General features: G+C 30.5%; 17 protein-coding genes. 3 read left to right on the top strand and 14 right to left on the bottom strand.

What is annotated here, in order from left to right; genetic code table 11:
• Nucleotides 1-16: 16 nt before the first annotated feature.
• Complete coding sequence (locus ABDZ93_RS08460; protein ID WP_343825487.1) at nucleotides 17-1573, bottom strand: ABC-F family ATP-binding cassette domain-containing protein; 1557 nt, start codon at nucleotides 1571-1573, stop codon at nucleotides 17-19.
• Between the two features lie 240 nt (nucleotides 1574-1813).
• Here ABDZ93_RS08460 and ABDZ93_RS08455 point away from each other — a divergent pair, with 240 nt between their 5' ends.
• The gene (locus ABDZ93_RS08455; RefSeq protein WP_343825485.1) at nucleotides 1814-2989 is read left to right on the top strand and encodes a class I SAM-dependent rRNA methyltransferase; all 1176 of its coding nucleotides are present in this window, start codon (nucleotides 1814-1816) and stop codon (nucleotides 2987-2989) included.
• A gap of 76 nt (nucleotides 2990-3065) precedes the next feature.
• Here the strand turns inward: ABDZ93_RS08455 and ABDZ93_RS08450 are convergent, their stop codons facing one another.
• The 3 genes from ABDZ93_RS08450 to mnmL form a co-directional block, all read right to left on the bottom strand.
• Nucleotides 3066-3320 carry a phage holin family protein gene (locus tag ABDZ93_RS08450; protein WP_343825483.1) on the bottom strand — a complete coding sequence of 85 codons (255 nt, stop codon included), beginning with the start codon at nucleotides 3318-3320 and terminating at the stop codon, nucleotides 3066-3068.
• A gap of 522 nt (nucleotides 3321-3842) precedes the next feature.
• Complete coding sequence (locus ABDZ93_RS08445; protein WP_343825481.1) at nucleotides 3843-4559, bottom strand: 2-phosphosulfolactate phosphatase family protein; 717 nt, start codon at nucleotides 4557-4559, stop codon at nucleotides 3843-3845.
• Between the two features lie 38 nt (nucleotides 4560-4597).
• A complete protein-coding gene (gene mnmL, locus ABDZ93_RS08440) occupies nucleotides 4598-5527 on the bottom strand; it encodes a tRNA modification radical SAM protein MnmL/YtqA (RefSeq protein ID WP_343825479.1) in 930 nt (309 codons plus the stop codon).
• 217 nt (nucleotides 5528-5744) lie between these two features.
• Here mnmL and ABDZ93_RS08435 point away from each other — a divergent pair, with 217 nt between their 5' ends.
• Together ABDZ93_RS08435 and ABDZ93_RS08430 are read left to right on the top strand one after the other, a co-directional pair.
• Nucleotides 5745-6821, top strand: a complete 1077-nt coding sequence (locus ABDZ93_RS08435; RefSeq protein WP_425544767.1) for a YkvI family membrane protein — start codon at nucleotides 5745-5747, stop codon at nucleotides 6819-6821.
• 163 nt (nucleotides 6822-6984) lie between these two features.
• Nucleotides 6985-7881 (top strand): radical SAM protein, encoded by an 897-nt coding sequence (locus tag ABDZ93_RS08430; RefSeq protein ID WP_343825656.1) that lies wholly within the window; start codon nucleotides 6985-6987, stop codon nucleotides 7879-7881.
• 106 nt (nucleotides 7882-7987) lie between these two features.
• Here the strand turns inward: ABDZ93_RS08430 and ABDZ93_RS08425 are convergent, their stop codons facing one another.
• The 10 genes from ABDZ93_RS08425 to ABDZ93_RS08380 all read right to left on the bottom strand — a co-directional run bounded on the left by ABDZ93_RS08425 (nucleotide 7988) and on the right by ABDZ93_RS08380 (nucleotide 18830).
• Nucleotides 7988-9766 carry a heme NO-binding domain-containing protein gene (locus tag ABDZ93_RS08425; RefSeq protein ID WP_343825476.1) on the bottom strand — a complete coding sequence of 593 codons (1779 nt, stop codon included), beginning with the start codon at nucleotides 9764-9766 and terminating at the stop codon, nucleotides 7988-7990.
• A 34-nt stretch (nucleotides 9767-9800) separates the two neighbouring features.
• Nucleotides 9801-11312, bottom strand: a complete 1512-nt coding sequence (locus tag ABDZ93_RS08420; RefSeq protein WP_343825473.1) for a HAMP domain-containing sensor histidine kinase — start codon at nucleotides 11310-11312, stop codon at nucleotides 9801-9803.
• Nucleotide 11313: 1 nt separating this feature from the next.
• On the bottom strand, nucleotides 11314-11991 hold the full coding sequence (locus tag ABDZ93_RS08415) for a response regulator transcription factor (RefSeq protein ID WP_343825471.1): 678 nt from the start codon (nucleotides 11989-11991) through the stop codon (nucleotides 11314-11316).
• A 160-nt stretch (nucleotides 11992-12151) separates the two neighbouring features.
• A complete protein-coding gene (locus tag ABDZ93_RS08410; RefSeq protein WP_343825469.1) occupies nucleotides 12152-13516 on the bottom strand; it encodes a peptidoglycan-binding protein in 1365 nt (454 codons plus the stop codon).
• A gap of 93 nt (nucleotides 13517-13609) precedes the next feature.
• Nucleotides 13610-15328, bottom strand: a complete 1719-nt coding sequence (locus ABDZ93_RS08405; protein ID WP_343825467.1) for a S8 family peptidase — start codon at nucleotides 15326-15328, stop codon at nucleotides 13610-13612.
• A gap of 173 nt (nucleotides 15329-15501) precedes the next feature.
• Nucleotides 15502-16194, bottom strand: a complete 693-nt coding sequence (locus ABDZ93_RS08400) for a helix-turn-helix domain-containing protein (protein ID WP_343825465.1) — start codon at nucleotides 16192-16194, stop codon at nucleotides 15502-15504.
• 67 nt (nucleotides 16195-16261) lie between these two features.
• A complete protein-coding gene (locus tag ABDZ93_RS08395) occupies nucleotides 16262-16636 on the bottom strand; it encodes a DUF3783 domain-containing protein (protein WP_343825463.1) in 375 nt (124 codons plus the stop codon).
• A 15-nt stretch (nucleotides 16637-16651) separates the two neighbouring features.
• Nucleotides 16652-17167, bottom strand: a complete 516-nt coding sequence (locus ABDZ93_RS08390; protein WP_343825461.1) for a peptidylprolyl isomerase — start codon at nucleotides 17165-17167, stop codon at nucleotides 16652-16654.
• Nucleotides 17168-17315: 148 nt separating this feature from the next.
• Complete coding sequence (gene murI, locus ABDZ93_RS08385) at nucleotides 17316-18104, bottom strand: glutamate racemase (RefSeq protein ID WP_343825459.1); 789 nt, start codon at nucleotides 18102-18104, stop codon at nucleotides 17316-17318.
• A 195-nt stretch (nucleotides 18105-18299) separates the two neighbouring features.
• Nucleotides 18300-18830, bottom strand: a complete 531-nt coding sequence (locus tag ABDZ93_RS08380; protein ID WP_343825457.1) for a TDE2712 family protein — start codon at nucleotides 18828-18830, stop codon at nucleotides 18300-18302.
• Between the last annotated feature and the right edge of the window lie 207 nt (nucleotides 18831-19037).

Genomic DNA, 19037 nt, shown 5'->3' with positions numbered 1-19037 from the left:
ACCCTTTTTAATGTTTCTACACTATTTTAGTAGTCCAATCCTCACAGTTCCATATGTCAGTTACTACATCTTTATAAAATTCTGGTTCGTGACAAACTAATAATATAGTTCCTTTATATTCTTGTAATGCTCTCTTTAATTCATCCTTTGCTTCTACATCTAAGTGATTAGTAGGCTCGTCAAGGATTAATATATTTGTTTCCCTATTTATAAGCTTTGCAAGTCTTACCTTAGCAGCTTCTCCACCTGATAATACCATAACCATACTTTCTATATGCTTAGTAGTTAAACCACATTTAGCTAATGCTGCACGAACTTCATATTGAGTACAACTAGGGAATTCTTGCCAATATTCTTCTATACAAGTATTTTTATTTCCTGATGCTCCCTCTTGCTGAAAATATCCTATCTGTTGATAATCACCTAGGGTAACTTCTCCATTTATAGGTCTTATTTCTCCCATAAGGCTCTTAAGAAGAGTAGTTTTCCCAAGTCCATTAGCCCCTACAAGAGCGATCTTTTGTCCTCTCTCCATGGAAATATTAAGAGGCTTTGTTAATGGACTATTATATCCTATAACTAGGTCCTTAGTTTCAAATATAACTTTTCCTGATGCTCTTCCAGTTTTAAAGTTAAAGGTTGGCTTTGGCTTTTCCTTAGAAAGCTCTATTCTGTCCATTTTGTCCAGCTTCTTTTGTCTTGATTTAGCCATATTAGATGTAGCAACATTAGCTTTGTTTCTTGCTACGAAATCTTCAAGTTTTGCAATCTCAGCTTGTTGTCTTTCATATGCTCTTTCAAGCTGTTCCTTCTTTGCTTCATATATTCTCTTAAACTCTTCATAGTCTCCCACATATCTACTTAACTTTCTATCTTCCACATGATATATAAGATTGATTACAGAATTTAAGAAAGGAATATCGTGAGATATTAGAATAAATGCATTTTCATAGCTTTGTAGATATCTTTTAAGCCATTCTATATGTGCTTCATCCAAATAGTTTGTAGGCTCGTCTAGAAGTAATATATCTGGAGTTTCAAGCAGAAGCTTTGCAAGTAAAACCTTAGTTCTTTGTCCTCCACTTAAAGCTGTTACATCTTTATCTAGCCCTACATCTAAAAGTCCTAATCCCTTAGCAACTTCTTCAACTTTTGCATCTATAACATAAAATCCGTTATTATCTAACATATCTTGAATAACAGCAGTTCTTTCTAGTGCCTTATTCATTTGTTCCTCGTCCATTTCACCCATTTTGCCATAAAGCTCATTCATTTCAGTCTCTAAATCAAATAGATATTTAAATGCATCTCTTAGTACATCTCTTATAGTTAACCCCTGTTCTAAAGCAGCATGTTGATCCATATATCCTACTCTAACATTATTAGACCAAATCACTTGGCCTTCATCAGGCATAAGTTTACTAGTTATTATATTCATAAAAGTAGACTTACCTTCACCATTAGCTCCAATTAAACCTACGTGTTCCCCTTTTAATAATCTAAAGGATACATCTTCAAATATTGTTCTATCCCCGAAACCATGACTTATATTTTTAACTGTAAGTATACTCATCTATTTTCCTCCTAATATCCTTATGACTATTATTTAATAACTTGAATCTAAAAATTCAAACCAAGAATATTATACTTTACTCTTAAAAGTTTTTCTATGGAAAATAAATAATTTATTTGCAAAATCTTCTCTATATATTTATACTATAATAAGTCTAAACATAGTTTAATAATTTATTTTTAAATCTAACAATATGAGTTATTATTAATAATCAGTTGTTTTAATAATAGGAGGATATAAATGACTTGTAAATTCTATCTACTAAAGGGAAAAGGAAAAAGTGTTGAGAATGGTCACCTTTGGGTTTACTCTACTGATATAGAAGAGTACGATGGTGAATATAAAAATGGAGACATTGTAGAAGTATATAATTGTAGAGAGGAATTCATCGGAAAAGGTTATATAAATGATGTTTCTAAAATTACTATAAGAATTATGACTAGAGATATTGATGAAGAAATTGATGAAGAATTCTTTAGAAAAAGACTAAAGGCTGCTTGGGAATACAGAAAAAAAATCATAGATACTTCTAGCTGCAGATTTTTGTTTGGGGAAGCTGATTTTGTACCTGGACTTATAATTGATAAATTAGAAGATTACTACGTTATTCAATCTCTAGCTCTAGGAATTGATAAATATAAGAATATCATCGTAAAAATTCTAGTAGAAGAATATGGTGCTAAGGGTATTTATGAGAGAAGTGACGCTAAGGTTAGAATCCTTGAAGGCATGGAACAAGTTAAAGGATTTTTAACTGAACCTTTTGATACTATGGTTCAGATAGTTGAAAATGGTGTTAAGTACTATGTTGACGTTGAAAACGGACAAAAGACAGGATTTTTCTTAGATCAAAAAGAAAACAGAGCCGCTATACATAAACTTTGTAAAGATGCTGCTGTGCTAGATTGTTTTACTCACACTGGTTCCTTCGCATTAAACGCCGGAGTAGCTGGTGCTAAGTCAGTATTGGGAGTAGATATATCCGAGCATGCAGTAGAATTCTGTAGACGTAATGCGGAGCTTAATAATCTACAAGATGTAGTTAAGTTTGAATGTCACAATGCCTTTGATGTACTTCGTGAATGGTCTGATGAAGGTAGAAAATATGATGTGGTTATCCTTGACCCGCCAGCCTTTACAAAATCTCGTTCTACTATTAAAAGTGCTACAAGAGGCTATAAAGAAATAAACCTTAGAGGAATGAAATTAGTGAATAAAGGTGGTTATTTTATAACTTGTTCATGTTCTCACTTTATGAATCCTGAATTATTTAAAGATACCATTGCTAGTGCAGCTAAAGATGCAAAGGTTACCCTAAGACAAGTAGAATTTAGAACTCAAGCTCCTGACCATCCAATTCTTTGGAATAGTGATGAGTCATACTACTTAAAATTTTATATCTTCCAAGTAGTTTAATTATTTATAAAAAGCTATATAATTTATAATCTAATTAGATATATAAATTATATAGCTCTTTATATTTAGATCTTATTTATTCTTTCTTTTGACTTTGCTTTACTAATTGGTTAGCATATACACTAACTCCAGTTACTAAAACACCCTGAATTATAGCATCAGCACTAAAACTATGCATAACTCCCATAGATAGCAATATGCCTATAGGAAGCAAGATTACTGGTATATATTTATCATTTACCTTTTCAATACCTTTTAAGATCATACCAATTATATATAGCACTGGTATTAGTATCAATGCATTCTCTGTAATATAACTAAAGAAATCCATACATATTCCCCCTTTATATATTTTATTCACCTTCTTATTACATGAGTACATTTTTATTATAATTTCATATAAATTTTAGTTACTTACCATTACTAAGTATACTATATGCATATCACTCCACATTTTTTCTTATTTTTACATAATGTAATTTTATTCTTTGCTTTTCTTAAATTTTAAGGATAATAAAATATAAATTTGTTATACGTTTTTTATTGAATATGAGTTCTAAAAGTGTAACAATAGTCATATAGTAATATTTGGTAAAAGGTGATGTTATGAAAGGCTTATCCATTCTAAGATTTATTCAGATTGTTTTTTGTTTCCCTATAATAATACTGTTTGCTACCTCTAAAATGAATGGCATTGAGCAAATTATTTTCATAGCTCTCTTTACCTTATATACTGTAGTGTATGAAGTTATATTTTTAACTTTAGCTAAAAGAAAAAGAACTACTAAAAGCAATAGTTCTTAAACTAAGTTTCAAATCTATATTTTAATTGTATATTAAAGCCTGTAATTTATTAATATATCTTTATTTCTCCATCCTTGTATTCTGGAACTATATTTACTAAATCCTTTGAAAGGCAATATCTTAAATCTTCATGATATTTAAGATCCTTCATCCTTTTATAATGAAGTGCATCTTTTACAAAGCTTATTATACTAGGATTATTTATATATATATATTCTGAAGTTTTTGCTATATCTGTTAAGGTGCATTGGTTTTTCATAATGTCTCTTAAACAGTTGATTATATATCCACTAGTTATAAAATCATCCATGGAGAATTCTCCATCTGTTCCCGCATTTACAAAGGTTACATCCTTATTTAACTTAGCTAATTTTTCTGCTACTACTCTTCCATTTATTAAAGCACCAATAAATATCTTCTCTGCTTCCTCACTATTTTTAATAGCCCTAGTTCCATTTGTAGTAGTCATTATAAGACTCTTCCCTCTTACTATATCCTCACTATAATCTAAAGGTGAATTAGAGAAATCAAATTTATCTATTTTTATTCCACCTCTTTCTCCTCCTAAAAGATAGTTATTTCTATCTTTATTTGCAATGTGCACAGCTTCTTCTATTTCTTTTACAGGAATTATCTTATCACAACCATTATTTAATGCTGTAACCATTACTGAAGTTGCTCTTAATACATCAATAACAACCACTATTCTATCTTTAAATTTCTCTGGCTTAATATGTTGTGCAGATATAACTACATCAATATTCATATCTTTTTCCCCCCATGATTATATAAAATTAAATAATATTATTTATAAAATTTCCCTTGATATAAGTCTTCGGCTTCTAGTTTATCATCTATGGCATTCAATACTTCCCATTTCTTTAAGCTCCACATAGGGCCTACTAATAAATTTCTTGGAGCATCTCCTGTAAGTCTATGAATTACTATATCTTGTGGTAACATAGTTATCGCCTTAGTTATAAGATCAATATATTCATCCATTTCTAGCAGCTTAAACTTACCTTCATCTAATAGCTTCTCCAGTCTTGTATTTTTCATTACATGAAGGAGGTGCATTTTAACCCCCTTTATAGGTAACTTAGAAATATACTTAACTGTGTTTAACATATCTTCCTTGCTCTCTCCTGGAAGTCCAAATATTATATGTGCTACCACATCAATATTCCTTTTATGTAGCTCCTCCACTGCTCTTTTAAATACTTCTAGCTTATATCCTCTATTTATAAGCGTAGCTGTAGTATCATTACTAGTTTGAAGTCCAAGTTCTACCCAAGTATATACTCTTTTTGAGTAGTCTTCTAATAGTTCTAGAACATCTTCTTCTAAACAATCTGGTCTCGTAGCAATGGCAAGTCCAACCACCTCCTCTTGTCTTAAAGCTTCATCATACTTTTCCTTTAATACTTCTATAGGTGCATAGGTGTTAGTGTATGCTTGAAAATAAGCTATATATTTGCCATCTTTCCACTTTTTATTCATCATTTCCTTTATATCAATAAACTGCTGAGTTATGGATGATAACCTATCTCCAGCAAAATCTCCTGAACCACTCTCAGAGCAGAATATACATCCACCTTTTGATAATTTTCCATCTCTATTAGGACATGTAAATCCGCCATCTAAAGATATTTTAAAAGTTTTTTGCCCATTAAATTTATTTCTTAAAAAATAATTTAAACTATGATATCTCTTTCCATTAAAATCTTTTCTCATACCTAATCTTCCTATCTGTTCTTATGTTATCTATTCTTAAATATATCCATACAGTAATCTTCTATATTCAATTATAGTTTAACTCTTTTAGCTTTCAAAATCCACTATATGAAAATTTACTAACAATACTTTAAAAAGTTGTCCACATATTAATAGTTTTCCACATATTCCTTTGTGGACTTCAATATAAATATACAAGCTATTATAATTTGGGGGGATAACTTTGAAGAATCTTAAATTAATTTTTCAAGCTGCCACTGTTTTTATTGGTACCATTGTAGGCGCAGGACTTGCTTCTGGTCAAGAAATAACTCAATTCTTTTCTACCTATGGGTTTTCAAGCTTTTATGGACTTCTACTTTGTGCAATATTTTACATAATAATAAGTTCCATTATAGTCTCAATAAGTTTAAAATATGATTTAAATTCCTATACAGATTTTATAACTCTTGTAAGCCCAGGTTTCTTCGGAAAAATAACCGATTATCTTACTAGTTTCTTTTTAATCTCAGGAGCAGCTATAATCCTTGCAGGTAGTGGTGCTTTACTTTATCAACACTTTGGTATTCCAAGACTTGTTGGAGTATTACTAATGGCTGGAATAGCTCTCATTACCTTATTAAATGACACTAAGGGACTAATAGCTATTAATTCCATAATAGTACCTAGTCTTACTACCATAATTATTACTATATTTGTACTTTATCTTCTCTTTTCAAAGGATACTATATCTATAGACTATATGAAGCAAGTACCAATATATAAAAACCTTATTATAGATAAACAGTGGATTATATCATCACTTCTTTACGCAGGATTTAACATGTTATCCTGTAGTGGAGTTCTTGTGCCAATTAGTAAGGAAATAAAAAATAAACGCCTAATTATCTCTGGATTAACCATTGGCGCTCTTGTCCTTACTCTACTTGCTTTTTTAATTAATTCAATGTTAATGGCAAATATACCTGAAATATTTAAATTTGAAATACCACTGCTCTTTGTAGCTAGTAAGTTTATCTCTTTAATGCAAATTCTTCTTTTATGTATTATTTGGTGCGAGATGTTTTCTACTGAAGTTTCAGATATATATAGTGTTGGTAAAACTCTTGAAAATAAATACAATATTCCTTATAAGCGAGCTGTTGTGCTCATTCTTTTAGTAGCTCTTCCTATATCTCAAATTGGCTTTAAACAGCTAATAACCTTCCTATATCCTGGTTTCGGAATAATTAGCTTGATATTTATAGCTCAATGCATTAGGTTCTACTTTAAAATGAATAAAGTAAAAAAATAGCTGAAACCTACAAAAGCACACTTCACTTTTTGCTTTTCTTTAATTATACTGAGGTTATATAAGATGAACACTACTATCTTAGGTAGTGTTCATTTACTTTGAATAAAATAAAAGTATAGTATTTACTATATTTTCATTATGTAAGGAGATAATTATGAAAGATATAACTTCTCTCAATAATTGTAATATGTGCCCTCGTAATTGCAGTATAAATAGAAATTCTGGAAAATTAGGCTTTTGTAAGAGTGGAGCTAAGATAAAGATGGCTAAGGCCTATGGCCATATGTGGGAAGAGCCATGTATATCTGGAACCAAAGGTTCTGGTACAGTTTTCTTTTCAAACTGTAACCTTAGATGTGTATTTTGTCAAAATCATGATATTAGTCAGTCTGGCATAGGTAAGGACGTTTCAATAGAAAGATTAAGTGAAATATTCTTAGAGCAACAAGCGAAAGGATACCATAATATAAATTTAGTTAATCCTACTCACTATATACCTCAAATAATAATTGCTTTAGATAAAGCCAGAGAAAATGGACTGAATATCCCTATAGTCTATAATTCCAATGGTTATGAAAACGTAGAAAGCATTAAAGCTCTTAAAGGATATATAGACGTGTATATTCCTGATTTAAAGTATTTTAACGATAAATATGCAATAAAGTATTCTTCTGCTCCTAATTATTTCAGCATTGCATCAAAGGTTATTGAGGAAATGGTGGATCAAGTAGGTATCCCCATATTTAATGATGAAGAAATTATGATTAGAGGTGTTATCGTAAGACATTTAATGCTCCCTGGACTTTTATTCGACTCTAAAAAAATAGTAGATTACATATATAAAACCTTTGGAGATTCAGTATACTTAAGTCTAATGAATCAGTATACACCTATGTTTAAAGCAGTAGAATATGTTGAAATTAATAAACCTCTTAACCCTAGCCATTATGACTCCTTAATAGATTACTGTGTAGATCTAGGTTATAAAAATGCCTTTATCCAAGAATCTGGTTCTAACTCAACAGTTTATGTACCAGATTTCAATCTACAAGGGATTTAAAACTCGAATATAATAAAGCTCTTTAAAAGTCATAAAACTAAGCAAATAAAAAGCATTCTTAAGTAAAATCTCATGAACTTTACCTTAAGAATGCTCTTATCATTAATTATACATCTAGTGTACTTCCAAAGTATTCTGTAATTCTTTGAACCTCACCTATAGCATCTGTAAGTTTAATCATTTCATCAGTATAGGTATTTACACTAGCACTAACTTCTTGAGATGATGCAGAATTCTCCTCTGCAATAGCTGCTAATGACTCCACATTGTCATACATACCTTCTATAGCTTCAACTTCTCTACCTAAATCATTTATTGTAGAAATCATTGATTCTGATACTTTATCAACAGCAGTAGTAGTACCAGCACTTATATCTCTAATTCTTTCTAATCCATCAGTTTGTTTTTCAAGTGCCACGTACTGTTCATCTATACTATCTACAGTATATTTTATGTCCTCTGCAAATTCTTTAAGATTTAAATTAATTTCTTCAACAGCATCTTTAGTTTGTTCTGCAAGCTTTCTTACCTCTTCTGCAACAACAGCAAAGCCTCTACCATGTTCTCCAGCTCTAGCTGCTTCTATAGAAGCATTTAATGCTAAAAGATTTGTCATGTCAGAAATTTGAGCTACTATTGATACTATATTAGTAATATCACTAGCTTTATTATTTAACTTAATTCCGGTTTCTTTTACCTCTTGGAACTTGTCTAATGTCTTTTGAATATTATTACTTACAGTCTTTATCTCATCAAATCCAGCAGTAATTTTCATTATGGTATCTTCCATAGCTAACTTGTTTTCATTTTCACTATTTACTAAATTATTTAGTGCTCTAATATTATCATTTAATCCCGATGCTACTCTCTCTGTATTATTAGCTTGATCCACACTAGTTTCTGACATTTGTTCTACTACTGTAGATATCTCTTTAGATGAGGCTTCCATTACGTTTGAAATGGCTTTAACTTTATTAAGATATTCTACCATCTCGCTAACATTAGCATCAAACTCTGTCATATCCATTGAAGAAGTATTAGCACCTGACTTAATAGCTTCATATAATCCTTCAAGCTCGTCCTTAGTGCTAATAGCATCATATGCCATTTCCTTGTCTTCTTGTAATCTAGTCATAGTTTTAACAGGACTTAATAATAAATATGTACCTATAAAGGTTACTACTGTAGCTAAGGCTGTAATTCCTAAAGCTGGAATCATACTTTCAACTCCAAGTATTAACATTGATCCAATAAGAGTTAGTATAAAAGTAAATATTGACGCTTTAGCTGGCAATGATTTTATAAATCCAAAGGATAAAATTTTATTAAAGCCATAACTTTTTTTGCTACTTATTTCTTTTTCAAAAGTCATTTCCACTTTCATCACATCTCCAGATTTTTCTAAAATTTCATATTCTAATGGTTCATCAAAATAATCAAAAGTTCCTTCAAGCATACCTAAGAAATAATCAAACATCCTTCTCCTAGATGAATAAGTCATCACTGCTTTTCTTTTAGATGTCTGAACAATATCTACCGCAGGTGGCTTAGCTCCAGTAATTTTCTTAGTTATTGCTATATGTATATCACTCAGTGATTTTAAAAATTCATATGCACTTTTCTTTTTAAAGTACACTGGATATACATTAACAAATGATTGTATATTGTCTTTTCCTATCTCATTCCATAACTTCTCTTTAGTTAAACTTCTAGTTTCTGATAGTTTTGATATAAATTTAGCTATTACTTTATCGTCAACTTCTTCTAGTGGAGAAAATATCTTATTTGTCTTCCACCCTGCATGGTTCATAGCCTCATTCACTTGTGAATCATTATATAGTTTTCTACAAGTATTTAGCCATATTGATACAACTGTGCCTTTCATAATTAATACCCCTCTTTTCTATGGCTATAGTATATTAGCACTTATTTGGCAATACAAAATAGAATTTTACGCCTCTTCTTGTATTTTCAACTCCATATTGACCACCATGCAAATCTACTATATTTTTAACAATTGATAGTCCAAGTCCTGTGCCGCCATCCTTCCTATTTCTTGACTTATCTATCTTATAAAATTTATCCCATATCTTATCTACTTCTTCTTCATTAATAAGCTCACCTGTATTTTCAAAAGATATTTGAGTCATATTCCCTTTTGGGTACATTTCAACAAATATACTTCCCTCGCAGGGAGTATGTCTTACGGCATTAGTAAGGAAGTTGGTTATTACTTGTTCTATCTTAAATACATCTCCATAAATTTGTTTCTCATATAGATTCATATCTATTTTTACATTCTTATTATCGATACTATGATGTAATTTCTTTACAACATTTTTTACTAAATTATCAATAAAAAACAATTCTTTATTAAGTATTACTTTTCCACTTTCCAAAGATGATATTTGAAGCATATCTCTAACTAAATTATTCATCTTATCAGATTCTTCTATAATTACATTTAACGATGAGTCCATATTTCCCTCTAAAAATACTCCATCCTTAATACCTTCTGCATATCCTTTCACTAAAGTAATAGGAGTTTTTAACTCATGAGATACGTCTGCTATAAATTCTTTTCTCATAGTCTCAATTTCTCTTTCTCTTTCGATATCATCTTGTAGCTTTCTATTTGCTTCTTTTAAAGAATTTAAAGAGCTATCCAAGTTTTGTCCTAAAAAATTTAACGTCTCTCCAAGATTTCCAATTTCATCTTCATATACTATAGTACACCTTTTACTAAAATCTAAATTACTCATTTTCACAGCCACTTTATTTATTTCTCTTAATGGTTTTGTGATAAGTTTAGAATATATTAAAGCTAATGCAACTATTACTACTATAGCACCCACGTAAAAATACTTATAAAATATACCTATAACATCCATGGCTTCTTTTACATATTGTAAAGATGTAAAACCAACTATTATATTATTTTCATACAGAATAGCAGAGGCTAAATATTTAGTGTTTTCTCCATCCTTAAATGAAATAGTCACCTGTTTTTTATTAAGCATTTCACTTAATAACTCAGGATCCGCCTTTATGGTTTTAATAATATAGTTAAATATTTCTGTGTTTTTTTTATCTATAATTTCTGAATCAGTATTAATGGTTAATATTAAATTACTTTGCATGTTAACTACACCTATAGATGTATTATAATTAGTATCAAATTTCTTAATACTCTCTGCTATTTCACCTTCATCCTTTGGATTACTTAGTGTATCTCTGAATTTTATCACATTACTCTTAATATCATTTTCTTTTTTATCATTATATATCTTTTCAAATAATATTCTTTGACTTAATAGAGTAATAGTTAAAAATGCTATAAAAACCAAAGTAGTTACAGCAAACATTTTTATTGTAATGCTTTTTTCTATATTCCCTTTTATTTTTTTATAGTAGCTAATTATTATATTCATCTTAAACCTCTATCTTATAACCAAAGCCTCTTACTGTAACTATAACTTTATTCATGTGCTTTAGCTTCTCTCTTAGTCTCTTAATAGTAGTATCAACAACCCTTATGTCTCCTTCAAAATCATAACCCCATATTTTAGTAAGAATTTGATCTCTAGTAAGAACTATATTTTTATTTTTCAGGAAATATATTAGTAAAGAAAACTCCGTTGGTGAAAGATTAATATCTTCATCACCTACCATAACCCTATGACTTTCTTCATCTATGTAAAGATTCTCTATAATAATTCCTGTACTTTTATCTATACTACTGCCATAGGTCCTCTTTATTAATGCTTTAATTTTAGCTACTAAAACTTTTGGACTAAAGGGCTTTGTTTCATAATTGTCTGCACCGAACCCTAATGCTAAAAGCTTATCTTCTTCTTCCTCCTTTGCGCTGAGCATTATTACTGGTACGTTCCATCTATTTCTTATAACCTTTAATGTCTCAAATCCATCTAAAATTGGCATCATTATATCTAGTACTACTAAATTTACTGATTCTCTCTCCATAATCTTTATAGCTTCTTTACCGTTAGAACTATGTAATATATTAAATCCTTCCTTTTTCAAATAAGCATCTAATAAATTTCTAATGTTTTCTTCATCATCAACTAATAATATATTTATATTATCCATACCCATATCTCCTTGTATCTTTCTTCTTAATCATAATTATACCTTATTTTATACTGTATAATTATTTACTTATACACTTTATTAAAATATTTCTTATATTATTTTTATACATAAAAATGAACTTCGAGTTAAATTCGAAGTCCATTAACAGATTATATATTTAATTTTTAGGATATTTTATTCTAGGTAAATCCCATGGATCCTTATATGGCCAATGTGGAACAAAGTATGAGTATTCAACTTCTTCCTCGTGAACACTTCTTAGTTCTGCAATTTTAGTTACCCCTGTATATATAGCTGAAATCTTATACCATGTAGCATAATCTACTTCACCTGTCTGTGGAAGCCCAAATACCTGTTGAAATACCCTTACTTGCTCAGCAGTTGTCGGACCATATCTTCCATCTACAGCAACTTTAGGTATTAAAGGGTAATTTTGAGCTATTCTATTTAAAAATGTTTGAGTGGTTCTAACCGGCTCTCCACTGGCTCCCTGTCGTAAAGTAAAACCTGGATATGACCTTGGACTTCCCGAAACCTTTTCAGCTCTTTCAAGCACTATATCATTTCCATAGAAATTTGTTAATATATCATATGGTATATATCCTCGATCACCTAAATCCTTACTTCCCCACTGTGTAAGCCATCCTGGGCACTGAACATTTCTTCCATCACAGTATTGCGTAAGTAAAGGTTGTTTAGCTCCTGCTCTCTTCACATAGGTAGCAAATAGTTCATCTACTATCCTACTTATGTTATCAAATATGTTTCTTCCATAAACAAAAGCTTGATCATAAGCTGTAGAGTTTGTTACATCAAAGTTAAATCCCTTGCTTCTATACCATTCTGTGTATATTCTATTTAGTGTAAATGAAATAATACAATATACATTTGACCTTATAGTTGCCTCTGGCCATGTTGCATAAATTTCACAACTAGCTACATTTTTTATATAATCTCTATATGGAACAGTATAATTTGGAGCTGCTGAATTAGTTGGTGCACCGGCATGTACTATTATAAATTCTGGTACAACTGGCTCTGGTAGAACCACAAATCCACTTGGTGGAGGTGGCAATGGTTTATTCGGATCTTCAGGTATCTTAGGTGGGAAATCTCCAAATTGAACATTAGGTGGAATTTCTATAACTCTGACTACCTGTACCTCTTCCGCCTCTGCACTCTCTCTAGCAAGGGTTGTTGGAATTAGATTACATATCTGTAATGCTGTTCGTCGTGGCAATATCTGACACCCTCTTACAACTACATCATCAAACCCTTCTGCAGTTACTGATATATCATAAAGTGCATAAGGTATTAAAGTATTCTCAGGGTTTAATGATCTTTCTATGTCCGGGGTTTCTACTTCTATAGTAGCTGTTTGCCCTTCTGTATCGGTTGTAAGTGCTGCAACTTGTTCTCTAGTTTCTCCCTCTGCTCTTGTTATTATAATATTAGCATTAGTTACAGGTATGGCTGAATTTACTCTATACACTTGAACTTGCAATCTGCCTATATCTGCCATGAATTTCTCCTTAAAATAATACTTCAATATATATATTATGATGACTATCCTAGAAAAGTTACATATTTTTTATACAAAACTTATCATTTCTTTCTACCTTGAAGCTACTTCATTATTCCATACTCTAAGAGCTCCTGCAAGACATAACGTACCATATCCCCAACTATTATTAGGAAACTGTACATCTACTCTGCTTCTATTAGCTCCTTTCAGTAAAAAATATTTTGCTCTTTCTCCATACAGATAAGGATCATTTCCTTTTACAATTCCAAATTCCATTAAAAGTCCACAAGCTCCAGCAACTTGTGGAGTTGCCATTGAGGTGCCTGACCGTGGCTCAAATCCACCTCCTGGAGTAGATGATTCTATGCCTTCTCCTGGTGCTACTAAATCAGGTTTTACTGGATTTAATTCTTCATTTCCACGTCCTGAAAAAGGCGATATTGTAGAGTTCACAAAATTATAACTACCAACAGTTATTGCTTCTGGTACAGTTCCTGGTATGCCTACAGTATTACTTGTATTCGGTCTTAAAAATCTTGTTGCAATATTTAATCCTTCTGCAATAGGTAGCCACATATCATACTTACCTCTAACATTTTCGTTAGTAGTCATTTCCATAGTCCATATACCACTTGCAATAGTTCCTTCCCCTACTCCTGAAAGTACAATTATTATTTCACCATCTATGTTAAAAGGTGTTGGTCCTGTATTATATATAAAATACTCTGTGTTACCTATTCTTCCTCTATTTATTGCATTAGTTAACCTTAACTCACCGCTGTTAGCTCCACTTGGTGATATAAGATTTAAATTAATATCCTTTAAAAAAGACTTAAATAACTGTATTATTAGTATTCTCTCATCTACTCCAACATTAAATTGTACTTCTTGTACTGCACCTAGTTCTCCGCCAATATGATGTGCTCTATCTCCTTCATTTCCTGCTGCTATAACTATAGTTACTCTTTGAATTGTAGAAACTATACCTATATATTGTTCCAATAAACTTCCCGCATTATGAGCTCCATCATTAGTGCTAAAACTTATATTTATAATTAAAGGTCTACTTAATTCATAGGATCTATCAACTAGGAATTTAATTCCCCTCATTAGTTGGGTACTTTTTGCTCCACGTCCACCTATCTCTCTTGTCATTTTAACCATAGCAATAGAACTTCTAGGTGCTACTCCATAAAATCTTCTTGGTATATTCCCTCCAGCACAAGCTATCCCTGCTACATGCGTCCCATGACCTGCTCTATCCGAATGAGGTACCAATAAATATGGATCTGGACTTTTTAGAGCTGCATTTATCTCTTCTCTTGTATAAACCCTTCTATCTATTGTATCTAAATCATAAATGAAATCAATTCTTGTATCTCCATTTTCCTGTCTAAATGATTGATTTACATAATCTATGCCAGAATCTATAAATCCTATAAGTACACCTTCTCCTTCTAACCCATAATTAGCGTTTACTTCTGTTATACATGAAGCTCTATTGCTTGGTTCGAAGGATAAATATAAATTTTTAGGTAATTCTATATAGTTAATTTCCCTTATATTTGCTAGCTTTCCGATATCACTATTAAGTATAGTTACAATACCATATCCAAAATCTAAATCTTCAAAGGTACCTCCAATAGCATTAATTTGTTCTGCCATTGCCTCTGGAGTCCCACTATAAAGTATAATTAATTCAATATAATTTTTTCCTGGTTTCCCTAATTCATATCCTGATATAATTTTATTTCTTATTTCCTCTGGCAGATTTGTAAGTAAATTTAATAACCCATCAACCTTTTGCACACTCATACCTCCAAATTCATATATATTCATAATATGGATGAAGATTGAAAGTGTTATTAAATTAATATTTAAGTAATAACTACTCTTGTGCTTTAAATATTAATATAGTTATAATACTTTATAATAAAAAGCAATCTTAAAATCAACTAAATTAATTCTAAGATCGCTTTTTGCTATAACTCAATTTCTAACTTATTTAATTTTGCAATAACCTTTATGTCTTTAGGGTGAGATGTTTCTGTACGAACCATATTCTTATTACTTATTATTAAAACCTTATTACTATCTAACTTCTTTAATTGTCTAACTACTCTCTCACCATTTATATCTATAAGATATATCTTATTATTTTCTATTTCAGAAGTTAGGTTAGCAAGAGCTAAATCCCCTTGGCAAATTCTAAACCCTAGTAAGTCATCATTCTCAATTTTAATATATAATACCTTATCCTGAGCATATCCTTCTATTTTATTTGATATAACAGGTAATTCCTTTTTTCCTATAGGCTTGTTTAAACCATAATTATAAATTCCTACAGATTTAAGAACTGAACTAAAGGCATCATTCCATACTTCATTTATAGTTTCTTTAATTTTATTATTCTTAACTATTCCTTGACTCTTAGTACTAGCTTCTGAAGACTTTCTTTCTTCATAAGCTATGTTATCAAATAGTGTAGTCATTTCTGCAAGATCTCCACCTAGAACCTTACCTACTCTTTCTATAAACTTCTCTTCTACAACTTTTCTTCCATTCTCAACATCATTTATATAGTTTTCTGATACTCCAAGCTTCTTAGCAAGTTGCTTTTGAGTCATTCCTTTAGCATTTCTTCCTTGTTTAATTCTTTCTCCAACGGTACTCATGTTTAGTCATCCTCCTCGCCTATCCCTCATATAAACAGAAATCCTCTAACCCTAGAGGATTTCTAAATTATTTTTTCTTATAATATTCTCTTTCTTTTACTAAATGGTCTACTAATTCATGAAGAGTCATTTTAATTGAATCTGGTGTAGTAGATGCAAGTATTGGCTCTGAACCTAAAACTTCTCTAACCCTTTTAACAGCTTGTTGAAGATACACACCTAAAAAGCCATTAAATATAATAACTTTTTCTTCAGGTAGTTTAGTATCACTATCTGTTAACTTCTCTTCCTTCAATATATTCTCTAAAGTATATACACCCATATTTTCATTTATTAGTAAACATGGTTTTACACATATATCTTTAAATTTTAGATTTAATTTTTCAATCTCTTCATCATTAAGACCATAAGCTATAATTAATCTTTCTTTAAGTATATTCATATTACATACCTTCCATTATAATTTTTCTGGTTCTCCGTAGTTTACATCAAAAGTTTCTACAGTTACAGATTTTATAACTTGATCTTCATATGGTCTATCTCTTCTATCTGTTTGAGTACTTACTATTTCATCTGCTACATCTTGACCTTCTATTAATTTACCAAAGGCAGCATAGCTTCCATCTAGATGTGGAGCATCTTCAACCATTATAAAAAATTGAGAACCCGCTGAATCTGGATGTTGTGCTCTAGCCATAGATAAAACACCCTTTGTATGTTTTAACTCATTTTTAAATCCATTCCCACTAAATTCTCCTTTAATTGAATATCCTGGATCACCCATTCCTGATTTCTCTGGGCAACCACCCTGAATCATAAAGCCCGGTATTACTCTATGAAAAATTAACTCATCATAGAATCCTTTATAAGCTAAGTCTACAAAATTCTTTACTGTATTGGGAGCTATTTCAGGATATAATTCTGCTTTCATTACTTTTCCGTTTTCCATTTCAAAAGTTACTATTGGATTCATATATCTTCCTCTTTTCTTTATTTATATTATTTATTCTTTAATTATGTCTATGTAATTTATTATACTAATGATAAATATAGACCTTAATTTATATATTTAATATAGATTACTTTATCTATATTTTTCATATAACTTGTTATCTTCATAGTTATTTGCTATTTTTATCAGCATCAAGTAATTTATATGATAATTCTATTAAATTTTCATCATCCTTAGAATTAAATATTTTAACAGTGCCTTGCTCATTATTAGTATTTAATAAACCTTTTTGCTCTAACTTACGCTTCAATTGTTTTACTGTTCCTAAACTACCATCTATAATAGCAACATCATCATTTATAACATTCACTAATGCTTCTTTAATAAATGGATAATGAGTGCACCCAAGAACCACAGAGGATACCTTCTCTTTAGGTACATCTTTAAACCTATTTCTTAAATACCCCTCTACAACTTCTCCCTTAATATTTCCATCTTCAATGATTTCCACCAGACCATCACAAGGCATTGAAATTATATCAGAGGCCTTATTATATCTTTCTCTCAGTTTACTAAATTTATTCTCAGATAAAGTCACTGGTGTAGCCATTATTACTATTATTCCATTACCATAATTCTCTATTGCCGGTTTTAAAGCTGGCTCTATTCCAATTATGGGGATTTCCTTATAAATCTTTCTTAATTCATCGATTGCAATACTAGTTGCAGTATTACATGCCACTACTATAGCTTTCACATTCATAGAAATAAGCTTATCTACCATATTAAAGGTTAACTTTCTAACCTCCTCTGGAGTTTTCACTCCATAGGGTGCATTTAAAGAGTCTCCTATATATATGTAATTTTCTTTAGGTAGTAGCTTTATCGATTCCTTTAGGACACTAATACCTCCAACCCCTGAGTCAAAAAATCCTATACTAAAATTAGTTTTGTCCATACTTCATTACACCACACTACTTAGTTTTTAGATATTTCTTCATATATCCTATAAATATAATACTACAGCTAAAAGATTATTGAAAGTATGAGACATGCATTGTGTGAAAATAAAGTTAAAAAAGAGCATTGCTAATGACTAGTATAGGTCATTTTACAACACCCTTTCTTCAATTAATTCTATAGCATTTTACTATTATAATAATTCTATAATCTTTTCTTTAATATATTCTATTATTTCCATATCTCCAATAGTCGCTTTGCCATCCGCTAAATCAATTTTTATTCTAAAGAAATTTATAACTAGCTTATTTCCTGAAATTATATATTCATCAGAATGCAATGGTGAAAAAATAACTTCTACTTCATCATAATTATGTTTATTTTCTACATTTTGAAATTCTTTTACTAGTGAATCTAAATTTAATACTTTAAGTGGAGCTGCCATTGCATGTGTAAACTCTAGATCTTCCATCATCCACATATTGTTATTCCAAAACTTCTTTTCTTTTTTAGTTCCATCAAAAGGTTCTCTATTTTTTATAGAACTTAAAGCACGTCTTACAGACTCTTCATTAAATTCATCATCATAGGCAACAGTTAATCCCGGCATTTTTGCCACATCATAGAAAAATGATTCTGCTATGTTATCCTTTTCAGATGCTGCTTGCCAATAGTAAAGCATTGCTTCTACTGCCTCTAAATTTAATCTCACTCTACTTAACATAAAATCTCTCCCTCTCATAATCAGATTAAACTAAACTTCATAGATAATTATACACTATGACTTATGAAGTTTCTATGGTTTACATTTCTCTATATCAATATACACTTTTTATTACATTTTTCTTATATACCTTACCTAAATTACTTTCTAATCATATATTATATTAAACTCTTATAATTTACTAACAATGCATTTTTAAGTGAGGTG

Source organism: Clostridium subterminale (assembly GCF_039521425.1).
GTDB classification, from domain to species: domain Bacteria; phylum Bacillota; class Clostridia; order Clostridiales; family Clostridiaceae; genus Clostridium_J; species Clostridium_J subterminale.
Note: the sequence above shows the minus strand (reverse complement) of the source record. Positions and strands in the feature narration are given on the sequence as shown.